Source organism: Sporosarcina sp. A2 (genome assembly GCF_050858885.1).
In the GTDB taxonomy this organism is placed as follows: domain Bacteria; phylum Bacillota; class Bacilli; order Bacillales_A; family Planococcaceae; genus Sporosarcina.
Genome location: NZ_CP193898.1, coordinates 2705387 through 2725877, shown reverse-complemented (window position 1 = coordinate 2725877; position 20491 = coordinate 2705387). Strand labels below are relative to the sequence as shown.

Below are 20491 nucleotides of genomic sequence, written 5' to 3'. Positions count from 1 at the left end.
CTGACAAACAAAGGGGATGCGTGTGAAACGGTTAGGTGTTGCGGGGTTATGGTTAATAGCAACCTTGTTGTTAGCGGGATGCATTGGAGGAAAATCGATCACGTTGACACAAAGAATACTGACAGACGATGAACGGCAGTTAATTTACAGTGCAGGTGGGATGGAAGCCTTGCATTTCACTTCTAAAGACACGCTGCCAGCTGGTAAGAGTATTCAATTCTCTATTGAGCAATACGAGCAGGGAGAGTATGTAGGAACACTTGCGGAAATCGTGTGGAATGGTTCAGGAGAACAACAAGTACCGTATATCGGTTTTGGTGTTGAGCAGACAGAAGATCATACACTCGAACGAATTCTGTTCAGCTCTCCAGGCGAACGTTTACAACCAGAGCTTGAAGGAATGCCAGGTGGATCTACCTTGATGCCAGCATTTGAGAAAGAACTCACTTTAAAAAAAGGGGAAATCTCGTACCTTGCGTACTACATCGTCTCTTTAAGTGGAAGAGTCCAAACATTTAGCATGAGCGACGAAAATGCGTTACAACAACTGCAAACCTACGATCGATGCCTCCTTTTAAAGGCAGAGTGGATTGAATAATTAGGAGTGAGTAGACAATTGTTAAAAAAGCCGTTCAGGCAGGTTCCTGAACGGCTTTTTTGAACGTATTAGTAGTCCTTTGTAGTAGCGGACTCCTCCTGTTCATCTAGTGCGTCACTATCAATCTCATCTTGTTTAAATTGGTTACGGAACACAACAGAAATTACGATAATGAGAAACGCCATAATAGCTATCGTTAAATAGATAGGTGCATATGCAGAGTGTGCTGCTTGTTGGAATGCTTCGTGCAACGCATCCCGCACTTCAGGTGAAGGGATGTTATCGATTTTAGCTTGCAAATCTCCATAACTGCTGCCAGCTAATTCATCCAGTGCACCTTCTGGAAGTTGGCTTTCATCAATCCCATGCTCATTCAATTTCTGTGGAATAATAGTACTGATTTTACTAAATCCACTTTGAATGAAGGCAGCAAAGGATGTCTGAGAAATAGTTAGTCCTAATTGGCGAGCTACTGAAAGCGTTCCGATTGCAGAACCTTTTTGTGTCCCGGCAGCATATGAAGTGAGTACTGTGAGAGGTGCTCCCAATACAAAACCGAATCCAGCACCTGCTATGACGGAAAAGATAATGAACAGCAATTTAGTGTCAACAAAGTAACTGAGACCACCCAAGCCGATGATTCCTACAAATATTAGGGGCAAAAAAAAGCTACTTCTTGGGAGAAGTAGCTGTTCGGTCTTAGTTCCAATCGCGTACTAGTGTACTGTAGACTGCGAGATCATGAAAGTGGTCGTATAAAAACTCTCCGTCACGTTGAATACCTTCAAGTTGAAAACCAAGACGTTCAGGGATTGCCCGACTTTTTACGTTTTCCACACCACACCGAATCTCAATCCGATTCAACCTGTACGTATTGAATGCGTAGTCAATCATCGCGCGGACGGACGCAGTCATAATCCCGTCCCCTTGAAACCGATCCCCAATCCAATAACCCAAGCTCGTATTTTTATTCATCCAATCAATCTTGTGGAAGCCAATCATTCCAGCGAGTTCTCCGTTAAACATAATCCCGACTTGGAAACCGTTGTGTTCAGCGAATTGTTTCAGCCACATCTCAATGACGGGGCGATAACTTTCGGGTGAAAGTGCGCCGTCCACCCAAGGGAGCCACTCCCGCAAATGGGTACGCGATTCATTCACTAAAGAAAATAATTCTGCTGCATCTTCTTGCTCAAGTAATTTTAATGAAATTGTTTCTGTAACAGGCAATGTAAACATGGAAATCCCTCCATTGGCGCATTAGATTTTGTTTATTGTAGCAAAGTTTCAACACGCATGGAATAGAAAACCCATTAAGGAATCTGTTTAAATGAAAATATTTTCCTTAATACCTAGTTGACATATCGGAATTAAGTACATAAGATAAAGTGTGTCATAAAATCATAGATTATTTACAAAGGGGGACGTTGGGATGGAGACAGGATTTGTCTTGTTAAATGTCGTAGGATTGCTTCTTTTAGCTGGTATATTGTTTTGGATGAACCGCAAACACGTTTCGTTTTCAAAACGAGTATTTACAGGATTGGGTCTTGGTGTTTTATATGGCGTTATTTTACATGTAAGCTATGGTGTAGAATCCACCGCGCTTCAACAATCCGTCCCATGGTTCAATATTATAGGCACTGGTTATATTAAGCTTTTACAGATGATCGTCGTTCCACTCGTTTTCATTTCCATTTTGACGGCCTTTACGAAAGTGGCCGCAGGAAAGAAATTCGGGAAACAAGCGGCTTTGATTTTGGGAATGCTTATTGGAACTACAGCTATTGCTGCACTGATTGGAATCGGGGCTTCGCTCTTGTTCGGATTAGATGCTGAACAGATCGTACAAGGGGACGCGGAAATTTCACGTGGTATCTCATTAGAAGAAACAGCTGCAGGAGTTTCGGAGAAAGTTTTGCCTGAACAGTTGCTAGACTTATTGCCAGCAAATCCATTCCTAGATTTCACCGGAGCTCGACCAACATCGACAATCGGCGTTGTAATCTTCGCTGCATTTTTAGGATTTGCATTTTTAACAATCCGTAGAAAAGAGCCTGAGCAGGCTGCGGTTGTGCAAAAAGGAATCGATGCTGTGTATGCACTGATCATGGCGGTAGTAAAGATTGTCTTACGTCTAACACCTTATGGTATTCTCGCAATCATGGCGCGGACTGTTGCGCTATCTGATTACGGAGCTATTGTGAATCTCGGTAAGTTCGTTGCGGCCTCATATGCCGCGCTGATTGTTATGTTCTTAGTACACTTAGTAATTCTTGCTGCGAGCGGGTTGAACCCAATCACGTATGTGAAAAAGGCTGGAGATACTCTCTTATTCGCTTTTTCATCAAGATCAAGTGCGGGGACGTTACCATTGACGCTTAATACACAAACGACACGACTTGGGGTGCCAGACGGAATTGCGAACTTCGCAGGTTCGTTCGGATTATCCATCGGGCAAAACGGATGTGCAGGCATTTATCCAGCGATGCTTGCCGTGATGATTGCACCAACGGTTGGCCAACCGATTGATGCCCAATTCATCTTAACGCTTATCGCAATTGTTGCAATCAGTTCGTTCGGTGTTGCAGGTGTCGGGGGAGGCGCAACATTCGCCGCAATCCTAGTATTGTCGGCGTTGAATCTGCCAATCGCACTTGCAGGGATTTTGATTTCCGTCGAGCCACTTATCGACATGGGGCGTACTGCATTGAACGTCAGTGGTTCGATGACTGCAGGTGTTACAACGGCACGCGTAACAGGCGAGCTCGATGTTGCTCAATATGACGAAGTCATGGCTCGCGAAACAACTGTCTCTGAACTATAATCTTGTAACGACCGTACTCTATCTAGGAGCACGGTCGTTTTTTTGTGGTCGCAAGGGAAACTCGCCCATTACGTTAAGCAACCCGCCAACTTCATAGACAAATCCGCTCAAGCAACCACAAAAATCCCCACAAAAAAGCACCTGCAACCGCAGGTGCCCTCATCTCAATCAATCACTTAATACATCCAACTTCAATTCCTTCTCCAAAAATGGTTTCGCATTCAATAGATTACGGAACGCTTTATACCGCTCAACCGATTCCTTAGAAGGCTCCTTACCTGTATGATACGCACGGATTAGAATGTTTTTCGGAGTGTGCGCCATATCGATAAACTCCAATAACTGTGTTTCGTATCCAACGAGTGTCAAAAGTTCTGCACGCAACGAATCTGTTGCTAGGGCAGAGAAACGTTCTTTTACAAGGCCATGCTGCAACATTACATCAAGTGCAGGGGATTGGATCTGGCTAAACAATTCATGCTGACAACACGGAACACTTAAAATTACGCGAGCGCCCCATCGAACTGCACGTGCGAGTGCCATATCGGTTGCTGTATCACACGCGTGTAACGTAACTACCATATCGACAGAGGTTTCATCCTCATAATCATTAATATCCCCAACTAAAAATTCCAATCGATTATACCCGAGATCGCGTGCAATCTCAGAGCAGTCCTCAATAACTTCTTTCTTCAAATCGAGTCCCGTCACGTGAATATCGAGTCCCTTTTCAATATGAAGGTAATGGTACAAAGCGAACGTTAAGTAGGATTTACCCGAACCGAAATCTAGAATACGTACTGTACGATCTTTCGGAAGATAAGCGAGCGCATCATCTATATACTCAATGAACCGATTAATTTGTCTGAACTTATCATGCTTCTGTTTCTTAACTTTTCCATCTGCAGTCTGTACGCCAAGACGTATTAAAAATGGATAGGGTGTCCCCTCTTCTAGCAAATAATTTTTCTTTCGATTGTGTGATAAGTCAGCAGTACGAGCTGTTTCCGTCACAATCGATTTCCAGGAAACTTTAAACTTCTTAGTTAGCTGTATTTGAATAGTTTCTCCTGTAAACTCGGCTTGAACTTGTTTAAAACGCATGAATACATTTGTTAGAAAAACCTCAACGCCTGCAGCTGAAATATTATGGTGGTTCAACACACGTTCAAACTGTTCTTCAAACTGAATGTGAAGCTCACCTTTTAATTCAATAGGTTTTGCTTTAATACGCAACAAGCCATCTGCTTTTGTACGCGGTTGACTGAATGTTGCGCGGATGAACGTCCCATCTGTCAGACGCTTCGCTAAATCGGTTATCGTTTTTTCAAACTCCATGAGGTTTGACTCCTTTATAAGAGAGGTAGGGAAGAAAGAATGGCTTATTCAAACTTAAATCCTTTTTCTCTCAAAAATTGTTTCATATACGGTCGTTGTGGGGATTGCAAAAAGTCAGCCATTTGTTCAGTCCAGCCGGCAAACTTCTGATTGGAGCTTCTAGTTTCATAATAAGTGGCCATTGTAGCGTCATACTCACGAAGAACTTCATCATAGTTGCTCGCATCATACATATTTTCGTGAAGTACCGCATCCACTGGTAAGCGAGGTTTCACTTCATTTACATTGGCTGGAATGCCTATTGTCATCCCAAACATCGGAACGACGCCTTCCGGAAGATGAAGCAGTTCGCTAATTTCAGCTGGGCTATTCCGTACGCCCCCGATATAGCAAATACCGTAACCTTTTGACTCAGCAGCGATTGCAATATTTTGTGCGAAGAGTGCTACATCGATTGTTCCGACCAGCAGGGCTTCTGCATGCGAAAAGTCGATGGATCGATCATGCAGAGCTGCAGCAGTCTGCAATCGATGAAAGTCTGCACAGAATACCAACACCGCACCCGCTCCATTAAATTGATGAGGATTTTTAGAAAACTCCCCTAGTTTTTCACGTATGGCAACATCGGTCACGTGGATCACGGAATAGGCTTGGACAAAATGAGAACTTGCAGCATGTTGTCCAGCAGAGACTAAATCAACTACTGTTTCTTTAGATAATTGTTCGTCTGTATAGGAACGCACAGACGCATGAGATTTTAGTAAGTCAATAACCATTATGAACCGCCTCCAACTAGTAATTGAGATTAATGTTACACCAGTTTGAGGCGTGAGAAAAGGAGTGGAGCTTATGAGCTTTATAGAGGAACTATCATTAACTACTATCTTGATTATAGTGGCATTAATCATAATACCGATAGTCGCAGTACTTTACGTATACATATTTGACAGGAAACAGAAACAACATGCAATTTTAAGGAACTATCCGATACTCGGTAGGATTCGTTATATGATCGAAAAAGTTGGGCCGGAATTCAGGCAGTATTTATACGACAGTGATAATGAAGGAAAGCCATTTAGTCGAGAAGATTATTTGCATATGGTTTTACCGGGAAAGTATTTGAAAAGTGTAATTGGATTTGGCTCTAAACGTGATTTTAATGCGGCGGGATACTATATTAGAAATTCAATGTTTACAAAACAAAATGAAGAAATGCGAGTCGACAATGATCGGAAAGTTGAAACTATGCGCTATACAGTAGATGGTGAAGGATTGTTTTCACGACGTGAGCATCGCGAAGACGTCTCAGCACAACCATGGTTATTACCGGACGAAGATGCAATTGTTATTGGACCGAATTGCGCACAACCTTTCCGTGTTCATAGTTTACTCGGTCAATCAGCCATGAGTTACGGGGCACTCGGTGAAAATGCGATTACCGCACTATCTAAAGGTATTGGAATGGCGACAGGTGCATGGATGAATACTGGAGAAGGGGGCTTATCGTCTCATCATTTAGCAGGAGATGCCGACATTGTCGCACAAATCGGCTCAGGGCTATTCGGTTTTCGGACCAACGAAGGAGATTTCGATTGGGACCTCCTCACACAAAAAGCAGAGAATCCAAAAGTTCGAGCATTTGAACTAAAGCTGGCTCAAGGTGCTAAAATGCGCGGCGGGCACGTTGAAGGGTCGAAAGTGACGGAAGAGATTGCAGCAATCCGGAATGTAACACCGTTTAAAACGATTAACAGTCCAAACCGCTTCCATCAGTTCGATGATTTCCCATCAATGTTTTCCTTTATCGAAAAGATTCGAAATCATTCAGGAAAACCCGTAGGTATAAAGATTGTTATCGGAGGGATATCGGATGCAGAAGAATTAGCCTCTTATATGAAAGAAACAGGAAAGGGACCTGATTTTATCTCCGTAGATGGGTCTGAAGGAGGTTCAGGTGCGACATATCAGGACTTAGCGGACTCAGTTGGCCTTCCGATACGTTCCGCATTAATCATACTAGATGACGCATTAAGAAAATATGAAGTACGTCACCGTGTGAAGATCATTGCGTCCGGCAAGATGACAACTCCAGACAAAGCGGCAATTGCGCTTGCAATGGGTGCTGATCTCGTCCAAATTGCAAGAGGATTCATGATTTCTGTCGGATGTATTATGGCGCAACGCTGCCATACGAACGAATGCCCGACAGGAGTCGCTACGACCGATCCACATTTACAGCGGGGCCTAGTTGTCGAAGAGAAAAAGTATCGTGTGACGAATTATATTTTGACGATGCGAGAGGGACTTTTCCGAATTGCAGCAGCAGCTGGATTGGATTCCCCAACAAAGTTAGAAAGACATCATATCCTATACAAAGATGAACGAGGTAGAGTTACTCCAATTGAATAATTGTTTAGTAAGCAGAGGCGTATGAAGCCTCTGCTTATTTTTTGAAAGAATCGTGTGTAATTAAAATATTATTCATTACAGTCAGAAAGTTTCGATAGTGTAGTGGTAACTAACAATAAGATAGGAGGATGGAGAAATGGAGCTGCTAAACAAGACGGTAGGAGAAGTGTTAAAGGAACAAGCGATACGATATCCGGAAAACGAAGCGTACGTGTACCCGGAAAGGGATTTAAGACGAACTTATGCGGAGTTCGATGAAGAAACCGATCGACTGGCAAAGGCATTTATGGGCATTGGCATTCAAAAAGGGGAACACGTTGCGATTTGGTCAGACAAAAAACCGCAATGGTTACTCAGTCAGTTTGCTACAGGAAAGATGGGCGCTGTTCTTGTAACTGTAAATACGAATTATCAAGCAGCAGAACTGCAATATTTACTACAACAGTCAGAAGCGACTACGCTGATTTTGGACGAAGGATTCAAGAACACAAGTTACTTAGAAATTTTACGTTCCATTTGTCCGTCCCAACGGGAATGCGATGGAGCTCATATTTACTGTCCGACATTGCCGAACTTAAAACGCGTTATATTAATGACAGAGAAAAATGAGTGTGGCATCTACAATTGGTCTGAATTTTTAAGGCACGAAGAAATGGTGTTGGATGAAGAATTCGAACAACGTAGAAACTCACTTCATCCAGATGATGTTATCAACATTCAATATACATCGGGAACGACAGGATTTCCGAAGGGCGTTATGTTGACCCATAATAATGTTGTCAATAACGGCAATATGATTGCAGAGACGATGAAGCTTTCCAATGAGGATCGATTATGTATTCCGGTTCCCTTTTTCCATTGTTTCGGGTGCGTTCTTGGAACTCTAGCTGCCGTCACCCACGGTGCAACGATGGTAATCGTCGAGCAATTTGAACCTGCTCGTGTGTTGCATGCGGTTCAAGACGAGAAATGCACAGCATTGCATGGTGTCCCAACGATGTTCATAGCTGAATTGAATCATCCGGATTTTGGCGAATACGACACATCTACATTACGGACCGGTATTATGGTAGGATCTACGTGTCCAATCGAAGTGATGGGAGCTGCAGAAATTACAATCTGCTACGGATTGACAGAAGCTTCCCCGGTCATTTCACAGACGAAAACAGATGACCCGATTGAAAAACGTGTTACTACTGTTGGTAAACCACATCCGCATGTAGAAGTGAAAATCACCGAGCCTGTTACAAACGAAGAACTTCCAATCGGAGAGTCAGGCGAACTCTGCACACGGCTGGTTGCATACGGGCGATATTGCTAGACTAGATGAATACGGTTATCTAGACATTACTGGGCGTATGAAAGATATGGTTATACGTGGAGGAGAAAATATTTACCCGCGTGAAGTGGAAGAGTTCCTCTATACGTACCCTGGCGTTTCAGATGTTCAAGTTGTCGGTGTCCCTGACGAAAAGTACGGTGAGGAACTGATGGCTTGGATTATTCCAAAAGAAGGCGTTGAGCTAGATATGGCAGACATTCGCACGTTTTGTAAGGGAACCATTTCGCATCACAAAATCCCACGTTATATTGAATTTACAGAAGCATATCCGATGACAGCATCGGGCAAAATTCAAAAGTTCAAATTACGTGAGCTGTCCGAACAAAAGGCAATTCACTCTTAAGAAACGCATGCCAATTCATGGCATGCGTTTCATTCGTACAATGTTTGTTCTTTGGATACATCTACATGATACGTAGTCAATACACCGTCATGATCTGTCACTTATGTTTTTGCTTTGTTGAGCAATGCCTGTTTTGTATCTTCTTTATAAATAGTTGTAGAAGTGCCTCGTTTCTTTAAAATTCAGTCATTATCACGTTGGCGAACTTCGAAATGGGGACGGTTTTCTGATTTACCTTCAATTGTTTCACGTGCTTTGCAAAGTCCAATCGAAATAGCACGGCCGTCTTCGTATCCTTCCTGTAATAAGGTGTTTACAATTTCAATCGCTTTATTTCGAACGTCTGTCCCTACGTTCTTGAAGGAAGCTGGATAATCATTTTTGGTCCAATGCATTGAGTAGACCTCCTGTCTTAAAATTGAAGGTAGTTTGACAATCAGGTAGATTGTTGATTCGCCGCTGCGTAAAACGGTTCTAATTTATGGGCGGTTTCTAAGTGAATGAATGGGACGTCCCGTAATGCACCTGCTTTTTCCTGATCACTATAAAAGTGTTTCGTGTTATCCGGTTTTTGTAGGATTGCCGCTGCATCTTTTTTGCTGCAAGCATAATAAATTTCACCGATCTTCGCTTGATAAGATGCTGCTAGGCACATTGGGCATGGTTCGCCGCTTGCATACAAAATTGTGTCTGATAGGTCCGTTGAAGCGATTACTCGACACGCTTCGCGGATTGCAACCAACTCTGCATGAGCTGATGGGTCGTGATCTAATTCGACCGAATTGACACCACTCGCAATGATTTCACCGTCTCGTACGATGACCGCGCCGTAAGGGCCACCGCCTTGTAATACACTATCTGTTGCTAGCTGAATTGCATCATTTAAGAAACGTTCGTGATCCAATTGAATTCCTCCTTGTCGAATGGTGGATATTTCCCGGGTAATAAATCGAAAATAGGTATGGCGCAATGACACAAAGTTGCCTATAATAAATCTGACCGCGCGTGAAAAGAGTTATGAAAGCGTTTGCGGTTAACTAGATAAGAGTATAAGGGGGCTGAACTATGACTACTGATGGTTATAAATTGATTTCGATTGTTCTTTACATGGCGGCTATGGTGTTTATCGGCTGGTATGCGTATCGTCGTACATCTAATCTAACGGATTATATGTTAGGTGGACGTTCACTAGGGCCTGCAGTTACTGCACTCAGTGCTGGTGCTGCGGATATGTCTGGATGGTTATTGCTTGGATTGCCAGGTGCAATCTTCGATAAAGGATTACCGGAAATCTGGATTGCTATCGGTCTAACAACTGGAGCCTATTTAAACTGGTACTTTGTAGCACCTCGTCTTCGTGTATATACCCAAGTGACAAATGATTCAATCACAATTCCGAGTTTTCTAGAGAATCGCTTGAAAGATAAGTCTAGACTACTAAGAATTGCTTCTGGAATTATAATTCTTATCTTCTTTACGTTCTATGTTTCTTCAGGAATGGTTGCTGGCGGTAAATTCTTCCTCAGTTCATTTGGATTAGATTATCATATGGGACTGATAATTGTTTCTGTCGTAGTAGTGGGGTATACCTTATTCGGTGGGTTCCTCGCGGTTAGTTATACTGACTTCGTGCAGGGGCTAATCATGTTCTTAGCACTAATACTCGTGCCTGCCGTTGCAGTGTTTGTTACAGGTGGAATACCTGAGACAACTGCTTCAATTCGTGAAGTGAATCCGGATATGCTCAGCCTTGTTAAAGGAGCTACGCTTCTAGGTGTCATCTCCTCTGTTGCATGGGGGCTAGGCTATTTTGGTCAACCGCATATTATCGTACGTTTCATGGCGATCAAATCCGTCAAAGAAACGAAGAGTGCACGTCGTATCGGTATTAGCTGGATGATTTTAAGCTTACTTGGTGCGGTTGCGACAGCACTTGTCGGTATCGCATACTACCAACAAAACCCTGGAGTGGAATTGGTCGATTCTGAAACAATCTTCATTGCTTTGGGTCAGATTATTTTCCATCCATTCATTGCAGGAATCATGCTTGCAGCTGTTCTAGCAGCAGTTATGAGTACGATTTCTTCACAGCTTATTGTTACGTCTTCTGCTCTAATCGAAGATTTATACAAAGCGATCATTAAAACAGATGGTACGGATAAGCAATATGTGTTCCTTGGTCGTATGGCGGTACTTGTTGTCTCTCTAATTGCAATGGTACTTGCTTGGCCGAATAACGACTCGATCTTGAAACTTGTTTCATTTGCATGGGCAGGCTTCGGTGGAGCGTTTGGACCAATCATTCTCTTATCTTTGTACTGGCGTAAACTAACGGCAAAAGGGGCATTGTTCGGAATGGTTTCCGGAGCCATCGTTGTCGGTGTTTGGGGAAGTATCGATTCACTTTCAGGTACACTCTATGAAATCATCCCTGGTTTCATCGTATGTTTACTTGTTACGTATTTCGTTAGTCTTGCAACGTATAAAGAAAACAAAGAAATCGAGCGCGAGTTCACAGAGTCACTCGATCTTCTTAAGCGCGATAGCTAAATCAGAGAGCCGTCCAGTTCCATTGGACGGCTTTTTTCATGGTTTCCTATCGTACCTGTTGTATGATGGAGAGTAGAGGGGGGGCTGGTTATGAAACTGGATCATGTCGTATGGTTTACAAGGCGCACACCCGAACAGATTGCTACAGAATATGAAGGTGCTTTTGTTGGTGGCAGACATGAACAATGGGGCACGTATAATGCATTAAAGTATGTACAAAATGGATACATTGAATGGCTAGCGATTGAAGATAGTTCGATCGCAGAGATGTCCCAACACCCGCTAGTTAAACAATTGCGAAATGACTTAACGATGTTTGGAGAAGGATGGGGGACGCTCTGTGTATCTACTGAAAACATAGAGGCGCTAAATCTGCGATTGCAACAAGCAGGTATGTCCACTTCAGGGGTATTAGATGCCTCTCGTGAAACTTCTTCCGGAAAACTTAAAAAGTGGAAAATGCTATTTGTCGATGAACAAAATAATACAGATTTACCGGCCCCGTTTTTCATCGAGTGGGAAGAAGATGAAGAAACTCGTCGTAACGCATTGCGAGAAGAGGGAGCCTTTACAGAGTCGAGTGACTCCGATCGGATTCATGAGTGTGTTCTGATCAGTAAGGATCCGATACAAGAAATTGCGCGATGGAGTGTCATGCTCGCCGTAGAACCAATCGATGAAACTAGTCTCATGTTGGAAGGAATTCGTTTGCGATTCAAACCGGATTCTAAGAAGAGAAATCGTATGCATACTGTCGTCACAGGGCAAGCTTACTAATAGTGTATAGGGAAGAAGGTGTTTGGATGGATGAACTGGAATTATTAAAAGAAACCGCAATTTTAGTTGGGGTAGAAGAACAAAACGATGATCATTTCGCCTATGAGCTTGAAGAGCTTGGTAATCTTGCTGCTGCAGTCGGAGTAGAAGTCGTCGGTAGCGTTGTCCAAAAGTTGGAGCGTAAACATCCGACAGGCTATATAGGTAAAGGGAAAATTGAAGAAGTACGCTTGTTTGCAGACGAAGCGGGTGCGAATCTGATCATTTTCAATGATGAACTATCTCCTTCTCAGCTACGTAACCTAGAACGAGATCTCGAAGTGAAAATCATAGACCGCACGATGCTGATTTTAGATATCTTTGCGAGAAGAGCAAGAACTCATGAAGCGCGTATGCAAGTGGAGCTAGCTGAATTGCAATATACGTTACCAAGACTTGTTGGATTACGAGCTTCCCTTGGTCGGCAAGGTGGGGGTACGGGCGGTGGATTCCAAAACAAAGGTGCAGGTGAGACTAAACTCGAGCTCGACCGTCGTAAAATCGAGGAGCAGATTGCAAAACTCCGAAGAGACTTAGAGAGTATGAAGCAACAGCGGGATGTTCAAAGGAAACAACGGAAACGGAGTGGCACTCCTGTCGTCTCCATCGTAGGCTATACGAATGCGGGCAAATCAACGCTTATGAATAAAATCTTAGCAGAGGCAGATGGCGATGATGCCAAGACAGTCATGGAAAAGGATATGCTGTTTGCAACGCTAGATACATCCGTCCGAAGTGTAACGCTCGTGGATCGAAAGCCGTTCATCTTAACAGATACGGTCGGCTTCGTTGCAAAACTTCCACACCATCTCGTTAAGGCGTTCCGCTCTACATTGGAAGAAGCGAGAGAAGGAGATCTCCTTCTGCACGTTGTAGATGTATCGAATCCTGAATATCGTCATATGATCGACGTTACGAACAAAACGTTGCAAGAAGTAGGTGTAGAAGACGTGCCTACACTGTATGTGTACAACAAAGCAGACCTGGCAGAGGATATAGAGTATCCTCGTATCCAAGATGACCAAATATGGTTATCTGCAAAAACGGGTGAGGGTCTTGATCAGTTAGTACAGCTCATCGAACAAAAAGTATATGAAAAACATATTACGTGTAAAGTTTTAATTCCGTTTGATCGTGGGGATTTGGTTTCGTATCTTAATGAGCAAACTCATGTGAAAACAACGGAATACGAAGAGGAAGGAACGTTAATGATCGTTGAAGTCGATGAACGTGAGCGGAAAAAGCTTGAAGCCTTCATAGTAAACCATTAACCAAAAAGAACGGCACCGCCAATGTGGCAGTGCCGTTCTTTTTTCTATAAGAGAAAGGGGGTGGGATAGTAGTAGTATGCCCGCTCCTCTCATTCTTAAACCTGTTGAAACTGATTCGCGTGTAATTTCGAAAAAATACCATTTTGTTTTACGAGTTCGGCATAGCCACCATCTTCTGCGATACCTTCAGTAGTCACGACAACAATACGATCCGCGTCCCGAATAGTAGCAAGTCTGTGGGCGATGACTAAAGTCGTTCGATTCTCAGACAGTTCTGCAAGAGATTCTTGGATAATTCGCTCTGTTTCCGTATCTAGCGCAGAAGTGGCTTCATCCAAAATGAGGATAGGCGGATTCTTTAAAAACATCCGTGCAATGGCGAGACGCTGTTTTTGACCACCAGATAACTTCAACCCACGTTCACCGATTTGTGTTTCGTAGCCATAAGGCAGATTTTCGATGAATTCTTCCAAATGAGCACGCTTTGCAGCTTGGAAAATTGCTTCGTCTGAAGCGGTTAAGTCTCCGTAAGCAATATTTTCTTTAACAGTACCTGTGAATAAGAAAACGTCCTGTTGAACAATACCGATTTGACGGCGTAATGATTGCTGACTCATATCCCGGATGTCAATTCCATCAATCGTAATTTTGCCTTCATTGACATCATAAAAGCGCGGAATCAATGAACAAATCGTTGTCTTACCTGCACCTGAAGGTCCGACGAACGCAATGGTTTGTCCAGATTGGATTGAAATACTTAACTTGTTAAGGACAGGCTTTCCCCCGTCATACCCGAACGTGACATCAGATAACTTGATATCCCCCTTTAAATGGGGAACCTCTATTGCGTCAGGTGCATCAAGAATCTCAGGTTCTTGGTTCAATAAGTCTTGAAATCTGCTGAATCCTGCCATCCCTTTCGGATAGAGCTCTAGCAACGCACTGATTTTATCAATCGGCTTAATGAGGATGTTGACGAATAGGATAAAGCTGACGAGTTCCCCAATAGATAGCTTGTTTTGGATTGTAAACCAAGCCCCAACCACTAAAATTACCAGTGTCACGAGACGAGTCATCATATAAATGGAAGAAGTCGCCCAAGCCATAACTTTATAGGCTACTAATTTCGCTGTCCGGAAATTCCCGTTGTCTTTACGGAAACGCGCAAGTTCGAAGTTTTCGTTCGTAAACGATTTAACGACGCGTGAACCCGACACGGAGTCCTCTACCCGTCCGTTCACATCTGCAATTTTACCGTACATATTGAGCCATGCGGAATTCATGGCTTTGTTACAAAATGCGACGAGCACGATCAGGAAAGGCACCATGACAATTGCGATAAGGGCCAGTTCAGGATTGATGGTATACATGAGTCCAAACGCACCTAGAATAGTCATCACTGCGATGAAAGCATCTTCTGGTCCGTGGTGGGCAAGTTCTCCGATATCAAATAGGTCGGTCGTAATGCGCGTCATTATATGACCGGTTTTCGTGTTGTCGAAAAATCGGAACGACTGCTTTTGGACATGATTGAATAGCTTCTCCCGCATATCCGTCTCGATATTGATACCTAATTTGTGTCCAAGGTAACTTACGATATATTGAAGGAATGTGCTAAAGAGATAGATGACCAGTAGCAATATTCCTATAGTCGTGATACGACCCCAGTCACGTGAAGGTAAGAGGATATCTATGAATCCTTGAACGGCAAGTGGAAATGCGAGTTCGAGTAATGCTACGAATACAGCACTTGAAAAGTCAATCATGAAAAGACGTTTGTGCGGTTTATAATAGGAGAAAAATTGCTTCATCATGTAACCCATCCTTATTTGTAATTTTAGTGTTAGTATACATGGTTTAATCGGAAAGTTCGACATAGCTCTCGGAATATTCTATTACCCGGTACTTTTGTTAGAAATATAGGGTGTGGACAAAAAGGAGGACTTTCAGACTTTTTGGGAAATGGGTGAAACCGAATACTATTACTGTCGTAAGCTAAGGTGTAGCGAAATTTCATAAAAGGGAGATAATTTCATGAAAAATTGGGCAAAAGGGATTGCAGTAGGTTTGCTTGTGCTAGCACTTGGAGCTTGTGGAGCAGCTGAAGAAAAGAATGCGGAAGCAGAGGCAGGGGCAAATACAAATACAGGTACTGACACGGTTACAACCAAGGTAGTAGAAAAAGATGAGCTAACGGCTCAGGAGGTTTATCAAAAGTCATTAGAAGCATCGAAATCAATCAAAAGTATGCATGCAGATTTTACGATTCAACAAGATCTAAAGACAACTGGTGATGAAAATTTAAGTATGAAAAATGATATTACCGTAACTATGGATATGGTCACTGACCCAATGTCACTACGCCAGAAAATGGTAGTGAAAGGCAATCCAGAGAATTCGATGGCTATCGAGATGTACGGTGAAGGGGGCGAACTATACATTCAGATGCAAGAATTAGAAGGGGGCTGGATTCTTGTACCTAGTGAAATGCAAGATGAGGTTCTGGCTGGAATGGACAGCTCCAATGCAATGATGGACTTGGAAGTATTCAAAGACTTTACATCAGAATTTACACTTGAAGAACACGAAGACGAATATATATTGAACTTATCTGCCACAGGCGATGAATTCGGCGAACTCTTGAAAGAACTCATGAATCAAACTGCAATGGGTGATCAAGAAAGGGGGGGCGCCGAAGAGGAATCGATGGAAAACGTAGAAGTGAAAAAGATTGACATGACAATTCATATTGACAAAGAAACCTACTATACGAATTCGTTTGATATGAACCTGGATGCAGTCATGGACATGGCTGGCTATCGAACAGTTTCAATACAAGATATCAATGCTACGATGAGCCAAATAAATGAGCTTGAAGGAATTGTTATTCCGGACGAAGTGCGAAACAATGCGTATGATATGTCCGGAAATAAAGTTGGCGAGTGAGCATAACAAGGTGAATTGAACAAACAATAAGTGAACACATGAAAACGGGTGGGAGGAAAGCGCATGCTATCCTTCTGCTAATTTTTTTGTTTCAAACTCTCTTTTATGATCTCTGAATAACCCTTATTCTCAATGAAAACCCATTACTGTCGAGTTTACAAAACAGTGAGAATCATTTTCAGTTATCTGTTGACTTCCAATTCGGATTTGCTATAATGGGACTTGCGGCTAACTGATAACGGTTTTCATTTAAACGGATCGAGCCCGCAAATATCTAGATATCGGAGTTCTTCATGAAGAAACGTTATTTGATCGTTGCGCTTATCCTCCTCTCGCTAGTTTCTTTGTTCGTGGGAGTGAGTCATATTACACCGAAAGACCTGCTTGACTTCCGCTCTGAGGAAACAGAAATTTTTCTTATCAGTCGGTTGCCCAGATTACTTGCGATTTTGCTCGCTGGTGCAGGAATGAGTATTACGGGTCTGATCATGCAACAGCTCAGTCGCAACAAATTCGTATCTCCGACAACGGCAGGTACATTGGATGCAGCAAAGCTTGGAATTCTCGTTTCAATGTTGTTGTTTACGAACACAACGACAATTGAGAAGATGCTTGTCGCATTTGCTTTTGCGCTAGGTGGAACCTTGTTGTTCATGAAAATTTTGGACCAAGTTAAATTCAAAGACGCTATTTTTATCCCCCTTGTCGGTCTCATGTTCGGTAATATCCTATCGTCAATTACTACATTTTTCGCATACAAAGCGAACGTGATCCAAAACATGTCCGCCTGGCTTCAGGGAGATTTCTCCCTCATTATGAAAGGCCGTTACGAATTGCTATACATAAGTATTCCCGTTCTCATCATCACATATCTTTACGCCAACCGGTTTACGGTTGCGGGAATGGGTGAGGATTTCTCAAAGAACTTGGGGCTTGCTTATCGGAGGATTGTAAATATCGGGCTCATCCTCGTTGCTCTCATTACAACCACTGTTGTACTGACTGTAGGGGTTATCCCTTTCCTAGGACTCATCATTCCGAACATTGTCTCTATCATTAAAGGTGACAATCTCGAGAAAACATTACCGCATACAGCTATGCTAGGTGCAATCTTCTTGCTAGTTTGCGATATTCTCGGACGGGTGATCATTTATCCGTATGAGATTTCAATCAGCTTGATGGTAGGCGTCATTGGTAGCGCAATCTTCCTCTATATGCTGTTTAGGAGGAAAGTATATGCGTAACCGGACGAAACTAATCATACTATCTATTGCTGCACTCGTATTCTGTGGATTGTATTTGTTCCAAGGATTAAATGGAAGCTATGACTATGCGTTACCCCGTAGAGCAATCAAAGTAGTCGCGATGGCCCTTACTGGTGTCGCAATTGCCTATTCGACAGTCATCTTCCAGACCATTACGCACAACCGTATTTTGACGCCAAGTATTATGGGACTCGATTCCTTGTATATCTTGTTACAAACGGTGCTCATCTTTTTCTTGGGCTCCACACACGTCACAATTGTAAATAAGCAAGTGAACTTCGTGTTATCTGTTGTGGCAATGGTGGTATTCGCCTTACTGCTGTATCAGTTTCTATTCAAAGCAGGAAAGCGCCCAATCTACTTCTTGCTACTCGTAGGGATTATCGTTGGTACGTTCTTCCAGAGCATCTCAACGTTCCTACAAGTCTTAATTGACCCGAACGAATTCTTACGCGTGCAAGATAAGTCGTTCGCAAGTTTCAATAACATTAACGGAGATCTCGTTTGGTGGTCTCTTGGAATTCTAATCATCACACTCTTCATTGGCGGACGTAAGTTCAGTGAATTGGACGTATTGTCCCTCGGTCGTGATACCGCCATCAACCTAGGGGTCGATCACGATAAGATTGTTAAAACGATGCTTATCTTATCTTCAGTGCTTATCGCAATATCGACTGCGCTTGTCGGGCCTATCACCTTTTTCGGTCTGATCGTTGCCAATCTGTCCTACCAGTTTTTCAAAACGTATAAGCACACCATTCTGATTGCTGGTGCATCTGTCATGAGTATCATTGCTCTAGTGGGCGGTCAATGGGTAGTAGAACGTGTCTTTACATTCTCAACAACACTTAGTGTCATCATCAACTTTGTTGGCGGTGCGTACTTCATCTACTTACTATTAAAGGAGAGTCGATCTGCATGATCCAGGTTCGAGAATTGACAAAGGCCTATGGGAACAAAGCAGTCGTTGAAAAAGTGAGCGTGGATATTCATCCAGGCAAGATTACTTCTTTCATCGGACCAAACGGAGCAGGGAAATCGACGCTATTATCCATGGTAAGCCGGCTGCTAGATGCAGATACAGGTGAAGTACTCGTCGATAACAACAACGTGAAAAAGATGAAATCCAATGAGTTTTCTAAACGCGTATCAATCTTAAAGCAATCCAATTTCATGAACGTCCGGTTAACGATCCGGGAACTAGTTTCCTTTGGCCGTTTCCCACACTCAAAAGGGCGTCTTCAAGCAGAAGATATTCAAATTGTGAACCAAGCGCTCGACTACATGGACCTGATGAGTATGGAACACCAGTACTTGGAGGAATTATCCGGTGGTCAACGCCAGCGTGCGTTCATCGCTATGGTTATCGCCCAAGACACGGATTACATTTTGTTGGATGAACCCTTGAATAACTTGGATATGAAGCATTCCGTCCAAATTATGAAGATTCTACGCCGTTTAGTGGATGAACTTGGAAAGACCGTCGTCATTGTTCTTCACGACATCAACTTTGCTTCTGTCTATTCAGATCGCATTGTCGCTTTGAAAGAAGGTCGCGTCGTGAAAGATGGCCCGACTAACGATATTATCAATTCTGAATCACTTCGAGAAATCTATGACATGGATATCCCGATTCAGCAGATGAACGATTGTCGCATCTGTGTGTACTTCAACTCATAAAACAAAAGGATGGTATGTAGTTATGAAAAAACTTACAGTATTATTTATGGCGTTCGCATTGATGCTCGTACTTGCAGCATGTGGATCTAAAGATGAAGATAAGAAACCAGAAGCAAACAGCGCAGGAACAGATAGCACATCTGAAAGCAGCGAAGCAACAGAAACGAAGGAAATGACATTCAAGCACGAGCTTGGTGAAGCAACATTAAAAGGTACTCCGAAAAATGTAGCAGTATTCGACTTTGGTGTATTGGACACTCTAGACGAGTTAGGCGTTGAAGTTGCCGGTGTTCCACAAGCAACGATCCCTGCATACTTGGAGAAATTCGCAAGTGACGATTACACAAACCTTGGTAGCTTGAAAGAACCTGATTTTGAAGCACTACACGCAATGAAGCCTGATGTGATCTTCATCTCTGGACGTCAAGCAGACTTGTACGACCAGTTTGCTGAAATTGCACCAACGATCTACATGGGACTAGACTACACAAATTATATGGATTCTTTCAAGAGCAACATGGATATTATCGCTCAAGTCTTCGACAAAGAAGATGAAATGAAATCAGAACTAGCTGATGTAGATAAGCAAATTGAAGACATTAAAGCAAAAACTGGTGAAACAGATAGTAAAGCGTTGATCACACTTGCGACTGAAGGAAAAGTAAGTGCATACGGACCGAGCTCACGTTTCGGTTTGATCCACGATGTATTCGGATTCACTCCGGCGGATGAAGGCATTGAAGCTTCGACACACGGACAGAACATTACGTTTGAATATATTCTAGAAACAAACCCGGATATTCTTTTCGTGGTTGACCGTGATGCGGCAATCGGTCAAGGTGCAAACGCACAGAAGACTGTCGAAAACGATCTTGTGAAGAAAACGAATGCATTCAAAAATGATAAGATTGTTTACCTTAATGGAGAATACTGGTACCTCTCAGGTGGCGGATTGAAGTCTATGAAAGAAATGATCAAAGAAGTAGAAGCAGGACTATAATTATACGAAAAAGACCGATTCCTCCAGAGGAATCGGTCTTTTGTGTCTGCCGAATAATTTCTTGCTATGCTACACTTTACCCTAGTAGAACGAAGAGAGTAGGGGA

18 protein-coding genes and 1 pseudogene are annotated in these 20491 nt (G+C 42.9%); 12 read left to right on the top strand and 7 right to left on the bottom strand.

Annotated elements, in window-relative coordinates:
* Nucleotides 1-22: 22 nt before the first annotated feature.
* The gene (locus tag ACRPI0_RS13830) at nucleotides 23-598 is read left to right on the top strand and encodes a hypothetical protein (RefSeq protein ID WP_432353312.1); all 576 of its coding nucleotides are present in this window, start codon (nucleotides 23-25) and stop codon (nucleotides 596-598) included.
* A gap of 68 nt (nucleotides 599-666) precedes the next feature.
* Here ACRPI0_RS13830 and ACRPI0_RS13825 read toward each other — a convergent pair whose 3' ends face one another.
* Entirely contained in the window at nucleotides 667-1260 is a 594-nt protein-coding gene (locus ACRPI0_RS13825) for a hypothetical protein (RefSeq protein ID WP_432353310.1), read from the bottom strand.
* A gap of 37 nt (nucleotides 1261-1297) precedes the next feature.
* Nucleotides 1298-1837: a GNAT family N-acetyltransferase gene (locus ACRPI0_RS13820; protein ID WP_432353308.1), complete on the bottom strand. Its 540-nt coding sequence runs from the start codon at nucleotides 1835-1837 to the stop codon at nucleotides 1298-1300.
* Between the two features lie 193 nt (nucleotides 1838-2030).
* On the opposite strand from ACRPI0_RS13820, the gene ACRPI0_RS13815 reads away from it, so the two are divergent.
* A complete protein-coding gene (locus tag ACRPI0_RS13815; protein WP_432353306.1) occupies nucleotides 2031-3425 on the top strand; it encodes an L-cystine transporter in 1395 nt (464 codons plus the stop codon).
* A gap of 168 nt (nucleotides 3426-3593) precedes the next feature.
* On the opposite strand, the gene ACRPI0_RS13810 is transcribed toward ACRPI0_RS13815, so the two are convergent.
* On the bottom strand, nucleotides 3594-4763 hold the full coding sequence (locus tag ACRPI0_RS13810; protein ID WP_432353304.1) for a class I SAM-dependent methyltransferase: 1170 nt from the start codon (nucleotides 4761-4763) through the stop codon (nucleotides 3594-3596).
* Nucleotides 4764-4807: 44 nt separating this feature from the next.
* Nucleotides 4808-5539 carry an oxygen-insensitive NADPH nitroreductase gene (gene nfsA / locus ACRPI0_RS13805; protein WP_432353302.1) on the bottom strand — a complete coding sequence of 244 codons (732 nt, stop codon included), beginning with the start codon at nucleotides 5537-5539 and terminating at the stop codon, nucleotides 4808-4810.
* A gap of 73 nt (nucleotides 5540-5612) precedes the next feature.
* On the opposite strand from nfsA, the gene ACRPI0_RS13800 reads away from it, so the two are divergent.
* On the top strand, nucleotides 5613-7172 hold the full coding sequence (locus ACRPI0_RS13800; RefSeq protein ID WP_432353300.1) for an FMN-binding glutamate synthase family protein: 1560 nt from the start codon (nucleotides 5613-5615) through the stop codon (nucleotides 7170-7172).
* A gap of 136 nt (nucleotides 7173-7308) precedes the next feature.
* Nucleotides 7309-8857 (top strand): annotated as a pseudogene (locus ACRPI0_RS13795) (AMP-binding protein).
* A 182-nt stretch (nucleotides 8858-9039) separates the two neighbouring features.
* Here ACRPI0_RS13795 and ACRPI0_RS13790 read toward each other — a convergent pair.
* Nucleotides 9040-9252 (bottom strand): hypothetical protein, encoded by a 213-nt coding sequence (locus ACRPI0_RS13790; RefSeq protein ID WP_432353298.1) that lies wholly within the window; start codon nucleotides 9250-9252, stop codon nucleotides 9040-9042.
* A gap of 41 nt (nucleotides 9253-9293) precedes the next feature.
* Nucleotides 9294-9761: a nucleoside deaminase gene (locus ACRPI0_RS13785; protein ID WP_432353296.1), complete on the bottom strand. Its 468-nt coding sequence runs from the start codon at nucleotides 9759-9761 to the stop codon at nucleotides 9294-9296.
* 161 nt (nucleotides 9762-9922) lie between these two features.
* Between ACRPI0_RS13785 and putP the strand changes: the two genes are divergently transcribed.
* The 3 genes from putP (at nucleotide 9923) to hflX (ending at nucleotide 13494) form a co-directional block, all read left to right on the top strand.
* Nucleotides 9923-11407, top strand: a complete 1485-nt coding sequence (putP, locus tag ACRPI0_RS13780) for a sodium/proline symporter PutP (RefSeq protein WP_432353294.1) — start codon at nucleotides 9923-9925, stop codon at nucleotides 11405-11407.
* A 90-nt stretch (nucleotides 11408-11497) separates the two neighbouring features.
* Nucleotides 11498-12184, top strand: a complete 687-nt coding sequence (locus ACRPI0_RS13775; protein WP_432353292.1) for a VOC family protein — start codon at nucleotides 11498-11500, stop codon at nucleotides 12182-12184.
* Nucleotides 12185-12210: 26 nt separating this feature from the next.
* On the top strand, nucleotides 12211-13494 hold the full coding sequence (gene hflX / locus ACRPI0_RS13770) for a GTPase HflX (protein WP_432353290.1): 1284 nt from the start codon (nucleotides 12211-12213) through the stop codon (nucleotides 13492-13494).
* Between the two features lie 95 nt (nucleotides 13495-13589).
* Here the strand turns inward: hflX and ACRPI0_RS13765 are convergent, their stop codons facing one another.
* Nucleotides 13590-15308 (bottom strand): ABC transporter ATP-binding protein, encoded by a 1719-nt coding sequence (locus ACRPI0_RS13765; protein WP_432353288.1) that lies wholly within the window; start codon nucleotides 15306-15308, stop codon nucleotides 13590-13592.
* Between the two features lie 220 nt (nucleotides 15309-15528).
* On the opposite strand from ACRPI0_RS13765, the gene ACRPI0_RS13760 reads away from it, so the two are divergent.
* The 5 genes from ACRPI0_RS13760 (at nucleotide 15529) to ACRPI0_RS13740 (ending at nucleotide 20385) form a co-directional block, all read left to right on the top strand.
* Complete coding sequence (locus ACRPI0_RS13760) at nucleotides 15529-16440, top strand: DUF6612 family protein (protein WP_432353286.1); 912 nt, start codon at nucleotides 15529-15531, stop codon at nucleotides 16438-16440.
* Nucleotides 16441-16733: 293 nt separating this feature from the next.
* Nucleotides 16734-17684: an ABC transporter permease gene (locus ACRPI0_RS13755; protein WP_432353284.1), complete on the top strand. Its 951-nt coding sequence runs from the start codon at nucleotides 16734-16736 to the stop codon at nucleotides 17682-17684.
* Nucleotides 17677-18627, top strand: coding sequence for an iron chelate uptake ABC transporter family permease subunit (locus ACRPI0_RS13750; protein WP_432353282.1), 951 nt, complete (start codon nucleotides 17677-17679; stop codon nucleotides 18625-18627). Before ACRPI0_RS13755 ends, ACRPI0_RS13750 begins: the two co-directional genes overlap by 8 nt.
* The gene (locus tag ACRPI0_RS13745) at nucleotides 18624-19385 is read left to right on the top strand and encodes an iron ABC transporter ATP-binding protein (RefSeq protein WP_432353280.1); all 762 of its coding nucleotides are present in this window, start codon (nucleotides 18624-18626) and stop codon (nucleotides 19383-19385) included. Before ACRPI0_RS13750 ends, ACRPI0_RS13745 begins: the two co-directional genes overlap by 4 nt.
* Before the next feature lie 22 nt (nucleotides 19386-19407).
* Nucleotides 19408-20385, top strand: a complete 978-nt coding sequence (locus tag ACRPI0_RS13740; RefSeq protein WP_432353278.1) for a siderophore ABC transporter substrate-binding protein — start codon at nucleotides 19408-19410, stop codon at nucleotides 20383-20385.
* Nucleotides 20386-20491 lie beyond the last annotated feature (106 nt).

What these genes read in the sequence shown, in the direction of transcription:
- ACRPI0_RS13820 (WP_432353308.1), bottom strand. Translation starts at nt 1,837, where the DNA reads ATGTTTACATTGCCTGTTACAGAAACAATTTCATTAAAATTACTTGAG.
- ACRPI0_RS13815 (WP_432353306.1), top strand. Translation starts at nt 2,031, where the DNA reads ATGGAGACAGGATTTGTCTTGTTAAATGTCGTAGGATTGCTTCTTTTA.
- ACRPI0_RS13810 (WP_432353304.1), bottom strand. Translation starts at nt 4,763, where the DNA reads ATGGAGTTTGAAAAAACGATAACCGATTTAGCGAAGCGTCTGACAGAT.
- nfsA (WP_432353302.1), bottom strand. Translation starts at nt 5,539, where the DNA reads ATGGTTATTGACTTACTAAAATCTCATGCGTCTGTGCGTTCCTATACA.
- ACRPI0_RS13800 (WP_432353300.1), top strand. Translation starts at nt 5,613, where the DNA reads ATGAGCTTTATAGAGGAACTATCATTAACTACTATCTTGATTATAGTG.
- ACRPI0_RS13790 (WP_432353298.1), bottom strand. Translation starts at nt 9,252, where the DNA reads ATGCATTGGACCAAAAATGATTATCCAGCTTCCTTCAAGAACGTAGGG.
- putP (WP_432353294.1), top strand. Translation starts at nt 9,923, where the DNA reads ATGACTACTGATGGTTATAAATTGATTTCGATTGTTCTTTACATGGCG.
- ACRPI0_RS13775 (WP_432353292.1), top strand. Translation starts at nt 11,498, where the DNA reads ATGAAACTGGATCATGTCGTATGGTTTACAAGGCGCACACCCGAACAG.
- hflX (WP_432353290.1), top strand. Translation starts at nt 12,211, where the DNA reads ATGGATGAACTGGAATTATTAAAAGAAACCGCAATTTTAGTTGGGGTA.
- ACRPI0_RS13765 (WP_432353288.1), bottom strand. Translation starts at nt 15,308, where the DNA reads ATGATGAAGCAATTTTTCTCCTATTATAAACCGCACAAACGTCTTTTC.
- ACRPI0_RS13760 (WP_432353286.1), top strand. Translation starts at nt 15,529, where the DNA reads ATGAAAAATTGGGCAAAAGGGATTGCAGTAGGTTTGCTTGTGCTAGCA.
- ACRPI0_RS13755 (WP_432353284.1), top strand. Translation starts at nt 16,734, where the DNA reads ATGAAGAAACGTTATTTGATCGTTGCGCTTATCCTCCTCTCGCTAGTT.
- ACRPI0_RS13750 (WP_432353282.1), top strand. Translation starts at nt 17,677, where the DNA reads ATGCGTAACCGGACGAAACTAATCATACTATCTATTGCTGCACTCGTA.
- ACRPI0_RS13745 (WP_432353280.1), top strand. Translation starts at nt 18,624, where the DNA reads ATGATCCAGGTTCGAGAATTGACAAAGGCCTATGGGAACAAAGCAGTC.
- ACRPI0_RS13740 (WP_432353278.1), top strand. Translation starts at nt 19,408, where the DNA reads ATGAAAAAACTTACAGTATTATTTATGGCGTTCGCATTGATGCTCGTA.